At 72.7% G+C, this 16,453-nt stretch carries 18 protein-coding genes; 13 read left to right on the top strand and 5 right to left on the bottom strand.

Annotation, left to right across the window (positions count from 1 at the left end):
* The first annotated feature begins 19 nt into the window (after positions 1-19).
* The 4 genes from OO60_RS15885 to OO60_RS48340 all read left to right on the top strand — a co-directional run bounded on the left by OO60_RS15885 (position 20) and on the right by OO60_RS48340 (position 3,323).
* Positions 20-799 carry a DUF742 domain-containing protein gene (locus OO60_RS15885; protein WP_003085374.1) on the top strand — a complete coding sequence of 260 codons (780 nt, stop codon included), beginning with the start codon at positions 20-22 and terminating at the stop codon, positions 797-799.
* On the top strand, positions 780-1,388 hold the full coding sequence (locus OO60_RS15880; RefSeq protein WP_003085371.1) for a GTP-binding protein: 609 nt from the start codon (positions 780-782) through the stop codon (positions 1,386-1,388). The genes OO60_RS15885 and OO60_RS15880 overlap by 20 nt, the downstream gene beginning before the upstream one ends.
* A gap of 402 nt (positions 1,389-1,790) precedes the next feature.
* On the top strand, positions 1,791-2,207 hold the full coding sequence (locus OO60_RS15875; RefSeq protein ID WP_003085368.1) for a roadblock/LC7 domain-containing protein: 417 nt from the start codon (positions 1,791-1,793) through the stop codon (positions 2,205-2,207).
* 6 nt (positions 2,208-2,213) lie between these two features.
* Entirely contained in the window at positions 2,214-3,323 is a 1,110-nt protein-coding gene (locus OO60_RS48340; RefSeq protein ID WP_033261583.1) for a DUF742 domain-containing protein, read from the top strand.
* Here the strand turns inward: OO60_RS48340 and OO60_RS15865 are convergent.
* On the bottom strand, positions 3,320-3,880 hold the full coding sequence (locus OO60_RS15865; RefSeq protein ID WP_033261582.1) for a hypothetical protein: 561 nt from the start codon (positions 3,878-3,880) through the stop codon (positions 3,320-3,322). The genes OO60_RS48340 and OO60_RS15865 overlap by 4 nt on opposite strands.
* Before the next feature lie 77 nt (positions 3,881-3,957).
* Positions 3,958-6,195 carry a helicase-associated domain-containing protein gene (locus tag OO60_RS15860; RefSeq protein WP_033261581.1) on the bottom strand — a complete coding sequence of 746 codons (2,238 nt, stop codon included), beginning with the start codon at positions 6,193-6,195 and terminating at the stop codon, positions 3,958-3,960.
* A gap of 89 nt (positions 6,196-6,284) precedes the next feature.
* On the opposite strand from OO60_RS15860, the gene OO60_RS15855 reads away from it, so the two are divergent.
* The 4 genes from OO60_RS15855 to OO60_RS15840 all read left to right on the top strand — a co-directional run bounded on the left by OO60_RS15855 (position 6,285) and on the right by OO60_RS15840 (position 9,524).
* Complete coding sequence (locus OO60_RS15855) at positions 6,285-6,464, top strand: hypothetical protein (protein ID WP_033261580.1); 180 nt, start codon at positions 6,285-6,287, stop codon at positions 6,462-6,464.
* 102 nt (positions 6,465-6,566) lie between these two features.
* The gene (locus tag OO60_RS15850; protein ID WP_033261579.1) at positions 6,567-7,955 is read left to right on the top strand and encodes an NAD-dependent malic enzyme; all 1,389 of its coding nucleotides are present in this window, start codon (positions 6,567-6,569) and stop codon (positions 7,953-7,955) included.
* 181 nt (positions 7,956-8,136) lie between these two features.
* Positions 8,137-8,607 carry a cyclic pyranopterin monophosphate synthase MoaC gene (gene moaC, locus OO60_RS15845; RefSeq protein WP_063749397.1) on the top strand — a complete coding sequence of 157 codons (471 nt, stop codon included), beginning with the start codon at positions 8,137-8,139 and terminating at the stop codon, positions 8,605-8,607.
* Positions 8,604-9,524, top strand: a complete 921-nt coding sequence (locus tag OO60_RS15840; RefSeq protein ID WP_033261722.1) for a molybdenum cofactor biosynthesis protein MoaE — start codon at positions 8,604-8,606, stop codon at positions 9,522-9,524. The genes moaC and OO60_RS15840 overlap by 4 nt, the downstream gene beginning before the upstream one ends.
* A gap of 245 nt (positions 9,525-9,769) precedes the next feature.
* Here the strand turns inward: OO60_RS15840 and OO60_RS48185 are convergent, their stop codons facing one another.
* The 3 genes from OO60_RS48185 to moaA all read right to left on the bottom strand — a co-directional run bounded on the left by OO60_RS48185 (position 9,770) and on the right by moaA (position 12,662).
* Complete coding sequence (locus OO60_RS48185) at positions 9,770-10,405, bottom strand: transglycosylase family protein (protein ID WP_004561888.1); 636 nt, start codon at positions 10,403-10,405, stop codon at positions 9,770-9,772.
* Positions 10,406-11,392: 987 nt separating this feature from the next.
* The gene (locus OO60_RS15830; RefSeq protein WP_063749396.1) at positions 11,393-11,653 is read right to left on the bottom strand and encodes a MoaD/ThiS family protein; all 261 of its coding nucleotides are present in this window, start codon (positions 11,651-11,653) and stop codon (positions 11,393-11,395) included.
* A gap of 1 nt (position 11,654) precedes the next feature.
* Entirely contained in the window at positions 11,655-12,662 is a 1,008-nt protein-coding gene (gene moaA / locus OO60_RS15825) for a GTP 3',8-cyclase MoaA (RefSeq protein WP_004561886.1), read from the bottom strand.
* A 150-nt stretch (positions 12,663-12,812) separates the two neighbouring features.
* Here moaA and OO60_RS15820 point away from each other — a divergent pair, with 150 nt between their 5' ends.
* The 5 genes from OO60_RS15820 to OO60_RS15800 are packed head-to-tail and all read left to right on the top strand — an operon-like array spanning position 12,813 to position 16,429.
* Positions 12,813-13,292, top strand: a complete 480-nt coding sequence (locus OO60_RS15820; protein WP_004561885.1) for a MarR family winged helix-turn-helix transcriptional regulator — start codon at positions 12,813-12,815, stop codon at positions 13,290-13,292.
* Between the two features lie 33 nt (positions 13,293-13,325).
* Positions 13,326-13,730, top strand: a complete 405-nt coding sequence (locus tag OO60_RS15815; RefSeq protein WP_004561884.1) for a TOBE domain-containing protein — start codon at positions 13,326-13,328, stop codon at positions 13,728-13,730.
* Positions 13,727-14,539 carry a molybdate ABC transporter substrate-binding protein gene (gene modA / locus OO60_RS15810; protein WP_004561883.1) on the top strand — a complete coding sequence of 271 codons (813 nt, stop codon included), beginning with the start codon at positions 13,727-13,729 and terminating at the stop codon, positions 14,537-14,539. Before OO60_RS15815 ends, modA begins: the two co-directional genes overlap by 4 nt.
* A 58-nt stretch (positions 14,540-14,597) precedes the next feature.
* Entirely contained in the window at positions 14,598-15,365 is a 768-nt protein-coding gene (locus OO60_RS15805) for an ABC transporter permease (protein ID WP_004561882.1), read from the top strand.
* Positions 15,362-16,429, top strand: a complete 1,068-nt coding sequence (locus OO60_RS15800; protein WP_033261578.1) for a sulfate/molybdate ABC transporter ATP-binding protein — start codon at positions 15,362-15,364, stop codon at positions 16,427-16,429. The genes OO60_RS15805 and OO60_RS15800 overlap by 4 nt, the downstream gene beginning before the upstream one ends.
* Positions 16,430-16,453: the final 24 nt, after the last annotated feature.

The raw sequence follows: 16,453 nt of genomic DNA, 5'->3' as shown, positions 1-16,453 counted from the left end.
GGGAACCGAGGAGAGAGCCGTGGACGACGGGCGCTTGAGGGGTGATGGCCGGCTCGGTGACGACTTCTCCGGTGGGTGGTCCGAGCAGTCGGACGACGGCCGCGAGGACTGGCAGTCGTTCCGGGACCGCGTCGACCGGGAGTGGCGGGCGCGGCGGGTGCAGGCCTCCGACAGCGACCCGGTGCGGGAGCCGCCGAACTGGCTGACCGACAGCAATGCCGGGCAGGAGCCGCTGCGGCCGATCGCCGGCGGCACCGAGTACCGCGACCGCCTGCTCGGCGGTCCGGGCGCGGAGCTGTTCGGCGGGTCGAGCGGGCCGCTGTACGACGCACGCGACTTCGCGGCGTACACGACCGAGCGCGACTTCGGCGCCGGCCCGGACTCCGGTGAGTTCGCCGCGGCGCTGCCGCGGCAGGCCAGCCAGGAGTACGTCGACGAGCCGCCGCCGACGGAGATGGAGACGTCCGGCCTGGTCCGGCCGTACTTCCGGACCCGTGGCCGGACGAAGGCGACCCTCGACCTGGCGATCGAGGCGCTGATTTCGACGAGCGAACAGGGCCGGATGCTCGACCGGGTCCGGGTGCCCGAGCACCGGTCGATCTGCGACCTGTGCCTCGACACCAGGTCGGTAGCCGAGGTGGCGGCGCTGCTGCGCCTGCCGCTCGGCGTGGTGCGGGTGTTGATTGGTGACGTGGCGGGCCTCGGGCTGGTGCTGGTGCACTCCAGCAGCCCGACCGTGGGCGACCGCCCGAGTATCGAGTTCATGGAAAGGGTGCTCAGTGGGCTTCGGAGAATTTGACTCCGACGCGAACGCGCCGCAGGTGACGGGTCCGACCTCGTCGGCCAAGATCGTGGTCGCCGGCGGGTTCGGTTCGGGGAAGACAACGCTGGTCGGGGCGATCTCCGAGATCGACCCGCTGACCACCGAGGCCATGATGACCGAGGCGAGCGTCGGGCACGACGACACCTCGGCCACGCCCAACAAGACCACCACGACCGTGGCGATGGACTTCGGGCGCATCTCGCTGGACTCGGACCTGGTGCTGTACGTCTTCGGCACGCCGGGTCAGCACCGGTTCTGGTTCATGTGGGACGACCTCGCGGTCGGCGCCATCGGGGCGGTCGTGCTGGTGGACACGCGGCGGCTCGCCGACGCGTTCCCCTCGATCGACTTCTTCGAGAACCGGAAGCTGCCCTACGTCGTGGCCATCAACTGCTTCGACCGGCTCCTGCACCACCAGATCGAGGACGTCCGGCACGCGCTCACCATCGCGCCGTCGGTCCCGATCATGGCGTGCGACGCGCGCGAGCGCGAGTCGGCGAAGCAGGTGCTGATCTCGGTCGTCCAGCACGCGATCGCGCACGATACGGCGTTGCGCGCGGGTTAGCCCATGACGCCCCGATCCGGATGCGGCCGTTGGAGTGAACTCCGCGTGCTTCACCCACTTCGGGGAGTGCTACCCCCGTCCGATGGAAGATCCGGGCGGAATCGCCTGCTGCCGTTCGGGTCGGTGTCACCCATCCGGGCCCGGTTCACAGGTGCTGACCTGCACCGACAGTGTGCCGGGCCGGATGACGGGCGACGCCGTGGAGTGACGTGCGGACGCGTGCCGCGGGCCGGGTCGGCGCGGAACCCGGCCGCCCGCACACGTAGGGTGCGCAGCGGCCTGCCGGTGGCGGGCTCGACACCGCCGGTGGTGCGAATACGCTTTACCGTGGCGTCGCCGACCGGCCGTGCCGGGCGCTCCGGGGTGCGGCGCGCGGCGCCGCACGAGCAAGGAGGAGCAGTAGTGACGGCTTCCGGCCAGGGCACATTCGGCTGGCTCATCACGGACTTCGTGCGCCGGGTGCCCGGTGCCGCGCACGCCGTTCTGGTGTCCGCGGACGGGCTGCTCCTGGCGCCGTCGGAAGGGCTGCCCCAGGAACGTGCCGAGCAGCTGTCGGCGGTCGCCTCCGGGCTGATCAGCCTGACGGCGGGGGCCGCGCGCTGCTTCGAAGCGGGCGGTGTCAACCAGACGGTGGTCGAAATGGAGCGCGGCTACCTGTTCCTGATGTCGGTTTCGGACGGTTCGTCGCTGGCGGTGCTGGCCGCGCCAACGTGCGACATCGGCACGGTCGCCTACGAGATGACCCTGCTCGTCGAGCGGGTCGGCCAGCAGATCACCCCCGAGTTGCGCGCGCAGCTCCAGGGCGGCGTGCGTGGGTAGGACGAGATGAGGATTTCGGGATTCGACGATCCTGACTCCAGCGGCTGGGACGCACTGCACCGCGGCACCGAGCGCGAGGGTTTCGATTCGCCCAGCAAGTTCGACATGTCGACGCTGTCGATGATCATGCCCAAGCGCAAGCCGTCGCGGCCGAAGCCGGACGCGCAGGGGTACACCGACGAGGACACCCGCGAGTGGGGCTCGTCCGCCGACGAGGGCGAGGACCACGCCGCTCCCGAAGACCCGGGCCACCCGCACCCGCACTCGCCGGGGTTCGCCGGCGACGACTACGCCCGCCCGGAGCCCGCGGCTCACCCGGGCCGGCGTTCGGCGGGGTACGCCGACAACGGTTACGCCCCGGAGCCCGGGGGCTACCCGGGTGCGTACGCCGACAACGGTCCCGGCCCCGCGGGTTACCCGGGCACGTCCTCGCGCGAGTACGCCGACGACGGCTACGACCCCGTCGAGCCGGAGTGGCAGGACGAGGAGACCTACCGGCCGGAACCCCCGCCGCTGGAGCCCGCGTGGACCCCGCCGCGGGGTGCGCGCCCGCCCGCCCCGCCTCGGCCCCCCGCACCCCGGCCACTGGCACCCCGGCCCCCGGCGCCCCGGCCGCCCGCCCCGCGGTCGCAGGCCGCGCCGCCGCCCGCGTGGGCCCCGCCGCCGTCCGACTGGACGCCCCCGCCGGACCCGGAGACCCGCTGGGTCCCGCAGCCGGAGCCGTGGGAAGAGCCGCCCTGGAACGAGCGCGCCCGGGTCGCGAGCCCGGTGCCCGTCGTGAACTCGCGGGTCCGCCCGTACACCCGCACGGGCGGCCGCACCCGGTCCGACCACAACCTGGCGCTGGAGGCGCTGGTTTCGACGTCCGACGACGGGCGCCGCTACCGCGGGGTCCGCTCGGTCGAGCACCGCCGGATCTGCGACCTGTGCCTGGACACCCGGTCGGTGGCGGAGATCGCCGCGCACCTGCGGCTGCCGCTGGGCGTGGTGAAGGTGCTGGTCGGCGACATGGCCGACATCGGTCTGGTGCTGATCCACCAGACCGAGCTGATCCTCGGCGACCGGTCGTCGCGCGAGTTCATGGAACGCGTCCTGGCCGGCCTGCGCGCCCTCTAAGCCGCCGCGAGGTCGAGGGCCAGGGTGTTGCCGGGGCCCGTGACGAAGGCGTTGATCAGCGGCGTCGCCGCACCGCAGTTCTCGAAGGCGCCGATCGCGTAGGTCGATTCGAGGCGGCCGCCGGTGCCCTCGGCGAAGTCGTCCGACGTGAGTTCGGTCGTCACCGGTTCGGCCGTGCCGCACCCGTCGCCGACGTCGTACGGGACGCCGTTGACGCGGACGCCGGAGATCGCCACCGGCCAGGTCGCCGAGCCGGAGAAGCCGCCGAAGACCGAGCCCTTGGCGCGGCCGGGGCCGAACGTGACGGTGCCGCTGACCCGGCCGACCCCTGGCACCGACCGCGTGATCTGCGCCGGCGGCAGGGTGAACGTCCCGGTGAAGGTGTAGGGCCCGATCAGCGTGTACATGTCGAACTGCCCGGGTCCGAGGCGCAGGTCGGCGCCCGGTTTCGCGATGTGCGTGGACCCGGTGGCGGTGTACTTGGAGTAGACCGGCGGCCCGGCCGCCTCCGCCGTCCCGGCGCCGGCCAGCACCATCGCCGCGGCGAGTGCGGTCACCCGCGTTCCCCACTTCATGGATCAGGCTTACCACCTGTCCGCCCGGTTCGGCGGGGTTTCACCGGATCCGGCGGCGGTCAGTCCTCGACCAGCGCGGCGGAGGTAATGCGGTGGAGGGAGTAGCGCTCGTTGTTCTCGCCTTCGAGGACCCCGCCGCCGACGCGCACCGGCCGGACCACACGCTGGCTCGCCGTCCCCTTCGAATCCACGAACCCGATCCACACCTCACGGCGTTCCAGCGTCGCCCGGGACAGCAGCTCCAGCGTCGCCGACGTGTCCGCGCCGCCGCCGACCGGCGCGCGGACCGCCGAACCGCGGCGGCGGGCCGTGGCCGCGTCGCCCGCCCGCAGGTTGGAGACGATCCGGGCCGCCTGGTCTTCGGTCAGCACCGCCTGCTCGCCCGGGCTGCGGCGGGCCGCCCGCGCCTTCGCCGGCAGCCGGCGGCCGCCGGGCCGGATGTCGACCACCCGGCCGTCCGGGCCCTCCGCGGCCGGCGCGAAACCGGCGCCGCGCAGCCCCGCCAGCACCTCGTGCAGCGGGTCCGGGCTGATCACGACCGTCGGCGCGATCAGCCGCAGTGCGTGCTCGGCCGCGACCGGGTGGGCCAGCACCTCGGCCAGCAGCGCCTCGTCGTCGCACCGCAGGAAGGACGCCGCGGTGCCGCCGCGCAGCCGCCCGTGCCGCCGGGCGACGTCGTCGACCAGGTAGCTCAGGCCCTGCGGCACCGGGGTCGCCGACTTCGCCTTGAACAGCGCGTGCAGCTCGTCGGCCGTCCGGCCGGTGTCGAGCGCGCGCCGCACCGACGCTTCGGTGATCCGGTAGACCGTCGCGTGCCCCGACGATTCGACGTCGGCGGTGGCCGAGATTTCCGCCGCCAGCTCCGGCTCCAGCGGCCCCGGCGCGACGACGGTCAGGTCGGCCTGCAGCAGCACGTGGCCGACCGGCGCGGGCAAGGCGTCGAGGATCGCCTCGACGGCGGCGGGCCGGTCGTCGGCGAGCAGCGCCCGGGTCGCCGTCGTGACGCCGCCGAGGCCGACGATGCCGAGCGCGCTCGCCTCGGCCATCGTCCAGCGGACGGTCTCGTCCCGCAGCCGCCCGCCCCGGCGCGGGGCGCGCCAGGCGAGCACTGCGACCAGCTCGTCGACGCTCTTCACCCCGGCGCCCGCGGGCAGGTCGGCCAGCGCCGCGAGGACCCGCCGCCGCGAAACCGGCGCCAGCGGGCGGCGCAGTTCCTCCGACAGCGGCGCGATCGGCTTGTCCTTGGCGTCGCGGCCGCCGGCCAGCCCCGGCAGCCGCGGCAGTTCCAGCCACGCCTGGGCGAGCGTCATCCACCGCTGCGCGGTCGGCGAGGCGAGCCAGGAGTCGGTCAGCGTCGTCGGCACCCACTCGGGCACGGTCGCCTCGCTGTCCGCGACCAGCCCGGCGCCCACGGCCAGCTCGGCCAGCAGAACCGCCTGGGTTTCGTCGATCTCCAGGTCCTTGGCGAGCTTCTTGAGCTCACGCACGCCGAGCCCGCCCGACTTGAGCACCGGCGGCGGAGCGGCCGACCACGCGCGCAGCAGGGCTTCGGTGTGGCGCAGGAACTCCATCGCCTCGCCGGCCGCCGCTTCGTCCAAAGTGGACGGCTGGTGCGGGTGGACCGGCAGCTCGGGCTCGGTGAGCGTGCCGGGTGCGAAGACCCCGCCGCGCAGCGCGACGCCGAGCTCGCGGGGGAGTTCGACGGTCTGGTCGTCGCGCCGCAGCAGCAGGCCGCGGGCGAGCAGCTTCTGCACCGGCGTCTCGGCCTTCTCGAGGGAGAAGTCCCGTCCGGCGTCGCGGGTGCGCCCGATCGGCGGCCCGGCGGCGAGGGCGTTCAGCACGCCGCGCTCGTCGTCGGGCAGCTCGGCGAGCCGGGCTTCGAGGTCCTCGCCGTCCAGCGACGGCGCGGGCGCGCCCAGCCCGGCCGGGAACGGCCCGAGCGCCTCCCGGGCGGCGGGCGGCACGCGCAGGGCGTCGTCCGGGCCCCAGGCCAGCGCCCGCGCGCGCAGCCGGGCCAGCTGCCCGGCGATGTCGGCCCCGACGAGCTTCGCGACGTCTTCGACCGGCACCGGGTCGCGGTCGGCGCCGGCGAGCAAACAGGCTTCGAGCACGGCGAGGGTGACGGTGTCGAGGTCCTCGCAGGCGCGCGCGACCGAGCCCGGCGTGCCGGCCCGGGTGGCCAGCACCGTGCTGTCGGACGGCGGGGGCGTGGACAGGTCGCGCCGCGTGCGGAGCAGTTCTGCGAGTGCGCCGTCGGACTCCGCACGCAGCCAGTCCGCCAAGGAGGTCGCGGGCATAGACGACCAGGATACCGGGCGGTTGCGCCGGGCTGCGCGGGCTGAGGCAGACTGTTCGCGTACGACCGAGCGCGGCTGTGGAGGACGTTGTGGCCAAGGGCGAAAAGAAGCACAAGGGCGTCGACCCGACCTGGCCGGGCGAGGACGGCGAGCACCCGGTGACCGAGCTCGCGTCCGACCGCCAGGGCGCGCTGTCGCCGTTCGGCGACATCACCTTCCCCCTCGACACGGTGCCCTACGTGCACCCGGAGACCGAGATCAACCGCTGAGGTTGTTACTGGTCAGTACCGGTATCGGGCCCTCGTGAGGGCGGTCACGGGAGTAGGTTCCCTCCCGTCCCAGCCCACCTTTCCCATGCGGGGGTAAGTGCCATGCCGGTTCCCGGTCCCGGATATTCGATCACCGTCCGGGTCGAGGCCCCGGCCTCGTCCAGCGCGGCCGGTGACCTGACCACCGCCGTCGGGCGGGTCGGCGGCGTGCTGACCGCGTTCGACGTCGTCGAGTCCCACTCCGACTCGATCGTGGTCGACATCAGCGCCAACGCGCTGTCGGAGAACCACGCGAACGACATCACGCAGACGCTCGACTCGCTGCCCGGCGTCCGGGTCCGCAAGGTGTCCGACCGGACGTTCCTGATCCACCTCGGCGGCAAGATCGAGGTCACCCCGAAGGTCGCGCTCCGCAACCGTGACGACCTCTCCCGCGCGTACACCCCGGGCGTCGCCCGGGTCTGCCAGGCGATCGCCGCCAACCCCGAGGACGCGCGCCGGCTGACCATCAAGCGCAACACCGTCGCGGTGCTGACGGACGGTTCCGCGGTGCTCGGCCTCGGCAACATCGGCCCGGCCGCGGCGCTGCCGGTGATGGAGGGCAAGGCGGCGCTGTTCAAGAAGTTCGCCGACGTCGACGCGTGGCCGGTCTGCCTGGACACCCAGGACACCGAAGAGATCATCATGATCGCGAAGGCGCTGGCCCCGGTGTACGCGGGCATCAACCTCGAGGACATCGCCGCCCCGCGCTGCTTCGAGATCGAGAAGCGCCTGCGCGAGCAGCTGGACATCCCGGTGTTCCACGACGACCAGCACGGCACGGCGATCGTGGTGGTCGCGGCGCTGCGCAACGCCCTGCGCGTGGTGGGCAAGAACATCGAGGACTGCAAGATCGTGGTCAGCGGCGTCGGCGCGGCGGGGTCGGCGATCATCCGCCTGCTGCTGCAGAAGAACCCGGGCGACATCGTGGCGGCCGACATCGACGGCATCGTCCACTCGGCACGAGGCAACCTCGACGACAACCTGACGTGGATCGCGTCGCACACGAACAAGGAGCAGGTCAGCGGCACCCTGCACGAGGCGCTGGCGGGCGCGGACGTGTTCATCGGCGTGTCGGCCCCCAACCTGTTCGGCGCGGAGCAGGTGGCGACGATGAAGTCCGACGCGGTGGTGTTCGCGCTGGCGAACCCGGACCCGGAGATCGACCCGCTGGAGGCCCAGAAGCACGCCGCGGTGGTGGCGACGGGCCGCAGCGACTTCCCGAACCAGATCAACAACGTCCTGGCGTTCCCGGGCGTGTTCCGCGGGCTGCTGGACGCCCACGCCCACAACATCGACGACTCGATGCTCCTGGCGGCGGCCGACGCGATCGCGGACGTGGTGGACAACGGGAAGCTGAACGCGTCGTTCATCGTGCCGAGCGTGTTCGACAGCGCGGTGGCACCGGCGGTCGCGGAGGCGGTCCGGAAGGCCGTGCTCGCCGAGCGCTGAGCCGGCGGCCCGTCCTGAACGACGCCAGGAGCTTCTCGCGGAGGCCGCGCGGCAGATGTACCTCGAACGCAGGGGCGCCTGCTGCCGGTGGCGCGCTGGGAGAGCCCTCGGCGGGGCTGCCGTCGCGGTTCGGCGCCCGGCCCGCCTCGGCCCGGCCGGGCGCCGGAAGTAGCCTCGGCTGGTGAGTGAACTCAGCCACGTCGACGAAACCGGCGCCGCCCGGATGGTCGACGTCTCCGGGAAGACCGCCTCCGCGCGCACCGCGCTCGCCGCCGGCACCGTGCGGACCACCGCCGAGGTGCTGCGGCTGCTGGCCACCGACGGCCTCCCGAAGGGCGATGCCCTCGCCACCGCGCGGATCGCCGGGATCATGGGCGCCAAGCGGGTGCCCGAGCTGATCCCGCTGTGTCACCAGATCGCGCTGTCCGGCGTCAAGGTCGAGTTCACCCTCGGCGAGGCCGAGGTCGGCATCCGCGCGACGGCGAAGACGACCGACGTCACCGGCGTCGAGATGGAGGCGCTGACCGCGGTGGCGGTCGCCGGGCTGACGCTGCACGACATGATCAAGGCCGTCGACCCGGCGGCGACCCTGGACGAGGTCCGCCTGCTCCGCAAGGACGGCGGCAAGACCGGAACGTGGGAGCGGCCGTGAAGCGCACCGCGCGTGTGATCGTGGCGTCCAACCGCGCCGCGAAGGGCGTTTACGAGGACAAGACCGGCCCGGTGATCACGGCCTGGCTGGCGGACCGCGGCTACGACGTGCCGTCCCCGGTCGTCGTCGAGGACGGCGACCCGGTGGGCGTGGCGCTGCGTGCCGCGCTGGCCGACGGCGTCGCGGTGGTGCTGACGACGGGCGGCACCGGCATCTCGCCGACCGACCGCACCCCGGACGTGACCCGCGCGGTGCTCGACCACGAGCTGCCGGGCGTGGCGGACGCGATCCGCGCGGCGGGGCTGCCGAAGGTGCCGACGGCGGTGCTGTCGCGCGGTGTGGCGGGCGTGGCGGGGCGGACCCTGGTGGTGAACCTCCCGGGCTCCAGCGGCGGCGTCAGGGACGGTCTGGGCGTCCTGGAGGGCATCCTGGAGCACGCGGTGGACCAGCTGGCGGGCGGCGACCACCCGCGTGCGGCCAGCCCGGCCCCGGCGGTCCGGGTCGCGCGGGCGGCGGTGACCGAGGAGCCGCTGTCGGTGGAGGAGCACGCCCGCCTGGTCGAGGACGACGCGGCGGGCGCGGTGGTGACGTTCTCGGGCGTGGTCCGCGACCACGACGGCGGCAAGGGCGTCCGTGACCTGACCTACGAGGGCCACCCGAGCGCGGGCCAGGTGATCGCGGAGGTGGTGGCGGACCTGTCGGCCCGCTGGACGGGCGTCCGGGCGGTGGCGGTGAGCCACCGCTTGGGCGCGCTGACGATCGGCGACGTGGCCCTGGCGTGCGCGGTGGCGGCGGAGCACCGCGGCCAGGCGTTCTCGGCGTGCTCGGAGCTGGTGGACGAGGTCAAGGCGCGCCTGCCGGTGTGGAAGCACCAGCACTTCACCGACGGCACGGACGAGTGGGTCAACTCGCCCTGACGGAGATCGGGCAGGGTGCCCCGCGGCTCTGAGGCGCAGCTGGCGGGGCGCGGTGCGGCTCGGCGGCGCTGGACGCGGCCCAGCGGGCCCGCAGCGCCACCAGCTCGGCCCGCGGGTGCCCGGCGCCGCGACCTGCCGCACCTCGCCGTGGAACGCGTGAAGGGCTCCCACCGCCCGGGGGATCGGCGGTGGGAGCCCTTTCAGGTCACGGCTCGAGGCCGGACTCGCGCATCACTGCGTGATCGTCACTTGGTGGCGATCTTCTGGCCGACGAGGATCAGGTCCGCGTTCGGGATGTACTTCGCGTTCAGCTCCTGCAGCTTCTGGTAGCCGCCCTGGACGTTGAACTGCTTGGCGATCTTGGACAGCGTGTCGCCCGCCACGACGGTGTAGTCACCGGCCGGGTTGGAGCTGCTCACGCCGGTCGCCGCCGGGGCCACCGGAGCCGCCGCCTTCTTCGGGGCGGTGGTGGTCTTCTTCGGGGTCGACTGCTTCGTGGTGGTCTTGTGGGTGGCCTTCGGGGCCGACGAACCACTGCCGCCCTTCTTGCCACAGACCGGCCACGCGCCGATGCCCTGACCCTGCAGGACGCGCTCGGCCACGGCGATCTGCTCCTCGCGGGAAGCGTTCGCCGCGCTGCCGGAACCGCCGTAGGCCTTCCACGTGCTCTGCGTGAACTGCAGGCCGCCGTAGTAGCCGTTGCCGGTGTTGGTGTTCCAGTTGCCGCTGCTCTCACACTGCGCGATGGCGTCCCAGTTGGTCGCCGACGCGGGGGTCGCGGCGATGGCGAGGGGCGCGCCGACCGCGATGCCCGCGATGGCGACGCGAGCGACGGTGCGGGTGGCAGCGGACATCTTGCGGTGCTTGCCTCGGTAAGACATTTGAATGCATCTCGGTTTCCCAGCGCCTACGACTCGGTGGTGAGGGTCAGGATCGGGGTCCTGCGCCGGCCGTCTCAGGCCGGCAGACGAGTCCGACGCACGCCGCGTCATCGTCGTCCCCTCGTCCCTGTCCGGAAATGCTTTCGCTCGGGGTATGGGTCCGGGGATCCGTCGGACAGGGCTAGGCGCTACGGATTCCCGGTCTTGCGCGGTCGGTCGGGGCCAACCGAAAAGCGACGGTACGTAACGATGGCCGTGATCGGAAATTATTCGGGGCGTGACCTACGTCACAGTAACGACACGCAACCCCGACCGATAGACGTATTTGCGCAGGTCAGACGGCCGTTATCTGCCCGTTTCCTGGCCGAGATAAAACACGGATCGTGAGGCTTGCATCACGTGTTTCGCGTAGCGAATGGACCATTCGTGACGTCCGGATCGCGATTGGACCGCGCATCTTATGACCACCGCGGGGGCGGCGCCAGACTTGACAATCCTGCCTCAGATGCCCCGGGAGTAACAGCAGTCCCACCTGTTCGAGGGGTTTGCGGCCACGCTCGGAGCCGCGCCGACCGACGACCTCGCTCGCCGGCACCGGTGCAGAGCGCCGGACCAGGTGAAACGGGTCACCGGACGGGTGGTGGCCGCCCGGGATCAGCTTCTCGCGAACACCCGGAACTGGTGACGCGCCACGCCGAGGGCCCGAAACCCGCGTCGCCGAGCGGTCGGCCCCCGTACCCGAGCGGTCGCGGAGATACAGCAAGAACGAACCCCCACCCCTCGCGCCAAGCGGCACCCGCCCCAGCTTGGACGGCACGCGTACCCAGGAGGACGACACGCGTACTCGGGCGGACGACACGGCAAGGCTCGACCTCGGCAGCGTGTCGTCCGCTCAGGTACGTGTGTCGGCCATCTGGATACGTGTGTCGGCCATCCGGATACGCGTGTTGGCCGTCTGGGTGCGCGAGTCGTCCGCGGCGGGAGGGGTCAGCCGCCGGCGAAGGGTGGGAGGACGTCCAGCTCCGCGCCGTCCGTCAGGAGCCTGCCCTGGTCGCGGACCGCGATGCCGTCCAGCAGGTAGCTGACCGCGTCCAGGATCCGCGGCAGGCCCTCCGGGTGGCGGCGGCGCAGCTCGGCCACCGCGTCGGCCACCGTCGCCCCGTCGGGCAGGTGCACCTTCTCCTCTTCCAACCCCGCGGCGGCACGAGCCGCCGCGAAGTACCGCACCACGATGGTCACGGGACCCATCTCAACCGCCGATCGCGCTCATCGGCCGGATCGGCTGTGCGAACCCGGCGTCGTTGATCTCGTGGCCGGCGAGCTTGCCCCACATCGTCGCCCGCCAGGCGTCCGCCACCTCCTCATCGCGCGCGCCCGCGCGCACGAGGGATCGCAGATCCGTCTCGTCGTTGCTGAACAGGCAGGAGCGCACCGCGCCGTCGGCCGTCAGGCGCGTGCGCTCGCAGGCCGCGCAGAACGGCCTCGTCACGGACGCGATCACGCCGACGTCGCCGGGGCCGCCGTCGACCAGCCAGCGCTCGGCCGGCGCGCCGCCTCGCGCCACCGGGAACGGCGTCAGCTCGAACGAACCCTGCAACATCGAGAGGATCTCCGCCGCGGTGATCATCTCGCCGCGGTTCCAGCCGTGCTGGGCGTCCAGCGGCATCTGCTCGATGAACCGCAGGTGGTAGCCCTCGGCGAGGCAGAACTTCAGCAGCGGCACGGCTTCGGTCTCGTTGAGCCCGCGGATCAGCACGGCGTTGACCTTCACCGGCGCCATCCCGGCGTCCCGCGCCGCCGCGAGGCCCGCGAGCACGTGGGACAGCCGGTCGCGCCGGGTGATCGTCTTGAACAGCTCGGGGTCGATCGTGTCGAGCGACACGTTGATCCGGTCCAGCCCCGCCGCCGCGAGACCCGCGGCGCGCTTGGCGAGCCCGATCCCGTTGGTGGTCATGGACAACCGCGGCCGCGGCGACAACGCCGTGATCCGCCCGACGAGGTCCTCGAGGCCCGGCCGCAGCAGCGGTTCCCCGCCGGTGAGCCGGATGTCGGTGATCCCGAGCTGCTCGACGGCGATCCGCATCAGCCGGACCAGCTCGTCGTCGGTCAGCACTTGCTCGCCGGGCATCCAGTCGAGGCCCTCGGCGGGCATGCAGTAGGTGCAGCGCAGGTTGCACCGGTCCGTCAGGGAAACCCGCAGATCGGTGGCCACCCGGCCGAAGGTGTCGATGAGGTGCGGGTTCGCGGGCCTGGGCACGCGAGATGACCCTCGTGTGCCGGGGACGCGAGGAAACCCGAGATCCACTGCCGTCATTACGCACAGGGTAGCTCCGGAAGGGGCGAACCGGCCTCTTCTCTAGGATACTTTGCGCAGTGAGTGGTTCAGCGGCCGAACTAACGAGGGCTTGTGACGGAAAAGACTTACCCGGTCACGGAAGAGGAGCTCTTCCGGTTCGCGGAACTGGGTCGCGCGGGCAGCACGTTCACCGTCCTGCGGCACGCCAGGATCGCCGAGCGGATGGGCCTGTCGGGCACCGACCACAAGACGTTCGACCTGGTCATCCAGGCCGGCGGCCCGCTCACCGCCGGCCGGATCGCCGAGCTGACGGGCCTGTCGACCGGCGCGGTCACCGGGGTCGTCGACCGGCTGGAGAAGGTCGGGCTGGTCCGCCGGGTGCGCGACCCGCACGACCGCCGCAAGGTCCTGGTCGAGGTGGTGCCGGGGGCGGCCGAGCGCTTCGCGCCGCTCTTCGAGTCGGCCTTCGACACCCTCCGCGACACGCTCGCGCAGTTCTCGCCGGCCGAGCGAAAAGCGATCGAGCGTTATCAGAATGTCATCCTCGAACAGCTGCGCGCCGAAGTCATGGACAATTCGCGCCCCGCGTAGCTTTTCCTCAACTGCGGAGATAATGTCTGCGGCATGCCGCAATTTCGGTTGTCCGAGGCCGCGCGCCTGCTCGGGGTCAGCGACGACACCGTCCGGAGGTGGGTGCGCGCGGGGCAGCTGACCGCGACCGACGACGCCGCCGGCCGCAAGGTCGTCGACGGTGCCCAGCTGGCCGGGTTCGCCCGGGCGCAGGCCGCCGCGCCCGACGACCCGTCGGCGGTCGGCCGGTCCGCCCGCAACAGGTTCGTGGGGCTGGTCACCGAGGTCGTCGCCGACAAGGTGATGGCGCAGGTGGAACTGCAGTGCGGGGCACACCGCGTGGTGTCCCTGATGAGTACCGAAGCCGTCCGCGAGCTGGGCCTGCGTCCCGGCGTGCTCGCGGTTGCGGTGGTCAAAGCGACCACTGTCGTGGTGGAGACACCGGAAGGAAGTAGATGAAGAAGCTCGCTCTCGCCGTGGCTGCCGTCGCCCTGTTCGCGGGCGCGTGCAGCAGCTCGGACGAGCCCAGCACGCAGACCGGCGGCTCGTCCGTCACCGCGCCCGCGCCCAAGGGGACCGGGAACGCCGGTAGCGGCGGCACGCTGACCGTGTTCGCCGCCGCGTCGCTCACCGAGTCGTTCACCGCGCTCGGCAAGGAGTTCGAAGCCAAGCACCCCGGCACCACCGTGAAGTTCAGCTTCGCGGGCTCGTCCGGCCTGGTCCAGCAGCTGGCCAACGGCGCGAAGGCGGACGTCTTCGCCTCCGCCGACCAGGCCAACATGGACAAGGCCGTCCAGGGTGGCGTGATCGACGGCCAGCCGACGGTCTTCGCGACCAACAAGCTCGCCATCGCCGTGGCGCCGGGCAACCCCAAGGGCATCAAGTCCTTCGCGGACCTGAACAAGGCGGGCCTGACCGTGATCACCTGCGCGCCGCAGGTGCCGTGCGGCTCGGCGGCCAAGAAGGTGGAGACGGCCACCGGCGTCACGCTCAAGCCGAAGAGCGAAGAGCAGGACGTCAAGCAGGTCCTGAACAAGGTCGCTTCCGGCGACGCCGACGCGGGCCTGGTCTACGTCACCGACACGACGTCGGCCGCGGGCAAGGTCGACAAGGTCGACTTCCCGGAGGCGGCCCAGGCGATCAACAGCTACCCGATCGCCGTGGTCAAGGGCGGCCAGAGCGACCTGGCCAAGCAGTTCGACGAATTCGTCCTCGGCACCGAGGGCAAGACCGAGCTGAGCAAGGTCGGGTTCGGCCCTGCGCAGTAAGCGGTCCGCCGACGGCCGGCCGGGATCCGTCCCGGCCGGCCGTTCGCGCGTTCCGTGGGTGCTCGCCGTCCCGGCCACGCTTGCGCTGGCCCTCGTCGTGCTGCCGGTCGTCGGCCTGCTGGTGCGTTCGAACCTGACGCGGCTGCCGTCGCTGATCGTCACGCCGTCGTCGTGGCACGCGCTGCGGCTGTCGCTCCTCACGGCCGCGTTGTCCACCCTGGCCTGCGTGCTGCTCGGCGTGCCGCTGGCCGTCGTGCTCGCCAGGGCCCGGTTCCGGGGCGTCCGGCTGCTGCGCTCGGTCGTGCTGCTGCCGCTGGTGCTCCCGCCGGTCGTCGGCGGGCTCGCGCTGCTCTACCTGCTCGGCCGCAAGGGCTTCCTCGGCATGCTGATCACCACGCTGACCGGGGAGTCCGTCCCGTTCACCACGACCGCCGTCGTCATCGCGCAGACGTTCGTCGCGATGCCGTTCCTCGTCGTCAGCCTCGAAGGCGCGCTGCGCGGGTCCGGCGACCGGTACGAACAGGTCGCCGCGACGCTCGGCGCGCGCCCGTGGACCGTCTTCCGCCGGGTCACGCTCCCGCTCCTGCTGCCCGCGCTGGGCTCCGGTGTCGTGCTCAGCTTCGCCCGCGCGCTGGGCGAATTCGGCGCGACGATCACCTTCGCCGGCAGCCTCGAAGACGTCACCCGCACCCTGCCGCTCGAGGTCTACACGCAGGCCGAGGTGGACATCGACAGCGCCGTCGCGCTGTCCCTGCTGCTCATCGTCGTGGCGGTCGTCGTGATCGCCGTGGCGCGGCCGCGCTCGTGGGAAGGCGGCCTTCGGTGAGCCTGACCGCCCGGATCACCGCCGTCCGCGGCTCGTTCGACCTGGACGTCGACCTCGACGTGCCGTCCGGGCACGTGCTCGCGCTGCTCGGCCCGAACGGCTCGGGCAAGTCGACGGTGCTCGGCTGCCTCGCCGGGCTGATCACGCCGGCGTCGGCGGAGATCACGGTGTCCGGCCGCGCGCTGGCCGGCGTGCCGCCGCACCGCCGCGGGATCGGGCTGCTCTCCCAGGACGCGCTGCTCTTCCCGCACCTCTCGGCGGCGGACAACGTCGCCTTCGCGCCGCGCTCGACCGGCGCCGGCCGCCGCGCCGCCCGGGAGCGCGCCTTCTACTGGCTGGCCGAGGTGGACGCCGTCCCGCTGGCCGGACGGCGGCCGGGCCAGCTGTCGGGTGGGCAGGCCCAGCGCGTCGCGATCGCCAGGGCGCTGGCCGCCGAACCGGACCTGCTGCTGCTCGACGAGCCGTTCGCCGCCTTGGACGTCGACGCGGCGCCGGCGATCCGCGGCCTGCTGCGGCGGGTGCTGAAGACCGGGCCGACGACCGTGCTCGTCACGCACGACCCGCTGGACGCGCTCGCACTCGCTGACCACGTCGCGGTGATGAACGACGGCCGCATCGTCGAACGCGGCCCCACCCGTGAGGTGCTTTCGGCACCGCGGACGGCGTTCACCGCGCGGATCGCCGGGCTCAACCTCGTCGCCGGCACGGCGGTCCCGGAAGGCCTGCGGACGGCGTCCGGCGAGGTGGTCAGCGGCCTCCCGGCGGACGACGTCGTTCCGGGCGAACCCGCGGTGGCGGTGTTCCCCCCGAACGCCGTCGCCGTCTACCCGCACGACGGCGAGCACCGCGGCAGCCCGCGCAACACCGCCGACGCCGTCGTCGCGGCCCTGGAACCGCACGGGCCGGTGATCCGCGTCCGGGCCGAGGGCGACGGCTGGGCCCACGGCCTGACCGCCGACCTCACCCCGGCCGCCGTCGCCGAGCTCGCGCTGGAGCCCGGCTCGGCGGTAACGCTGTCGGTGAAGGCCGCAACCGTGGCCATCCACCCTGCCGCGGCCTCGTGAGTGGTAAGGCGAGTTAGAACTCGC

This window comes from Amycolatopsis vancoresmycina, assembly GCF_000716785.1.
Lineage (GTDB): Bacteria > Actinomycetota > Actinomycetes > Mycobacteriales > Pseudonocardiaceae > Amycolatopsis > Amycolatopsis vancoresmycina.
This window is presented reverse-complemented; position numbering and strand designations above follow the sequence as displayed.

Coding starts and splice junctions, on each gene's coding strand:
- OO60_RS48340 (WP_033261583.1), top strand. CDS start 2,214: ATGAGGATTTCGGGATTCGACGATCCTGACTCCAGCGGCTGGGACGCA.
- OO60_RS15860 (WP_033261581.1), bottom strand. CDS start 6,195: ATGCCCGCGACCTCCTTGGCGGACTGGCTGCGTGCGGAGTCCGACGGC.
- OO60_RS15850 (WP_033261579.1), top strand. CDS start 6,567: ATGCCGGTTCCCGGTCCCGGATATTCGATCACCGTCCGGGTCGAGGCC.
- OO60_RS48185 (WP_004561888.1), bottom strand. CDS start 10,405: ATGTCTTACCGAGGCAAGCACCGCAAGATGTCCGCTGCCACCCGCACC.
- OO60_RS15830 (WP_063749396.1), bottom strand. CDS start 11,653: ATGGGTCCCGTGACCATCGTGGTGCGGTACTTCGCGGCGGCTCGTGCC.
- OO60_RS15815 (WP_004561884.1), top strand. CDS start 13,326: ATGCCGCAATTTCGGTTGTCCGAGGCCGCGCGCCTGCTCGGGGTCAGC.
- modA (WP_004561883.1), top strand. CDS start 13,727: ATGAAGAAGCTCGCTCTCGCCGTGGCTGCCGTCGCCCTGTTCGCGGGC.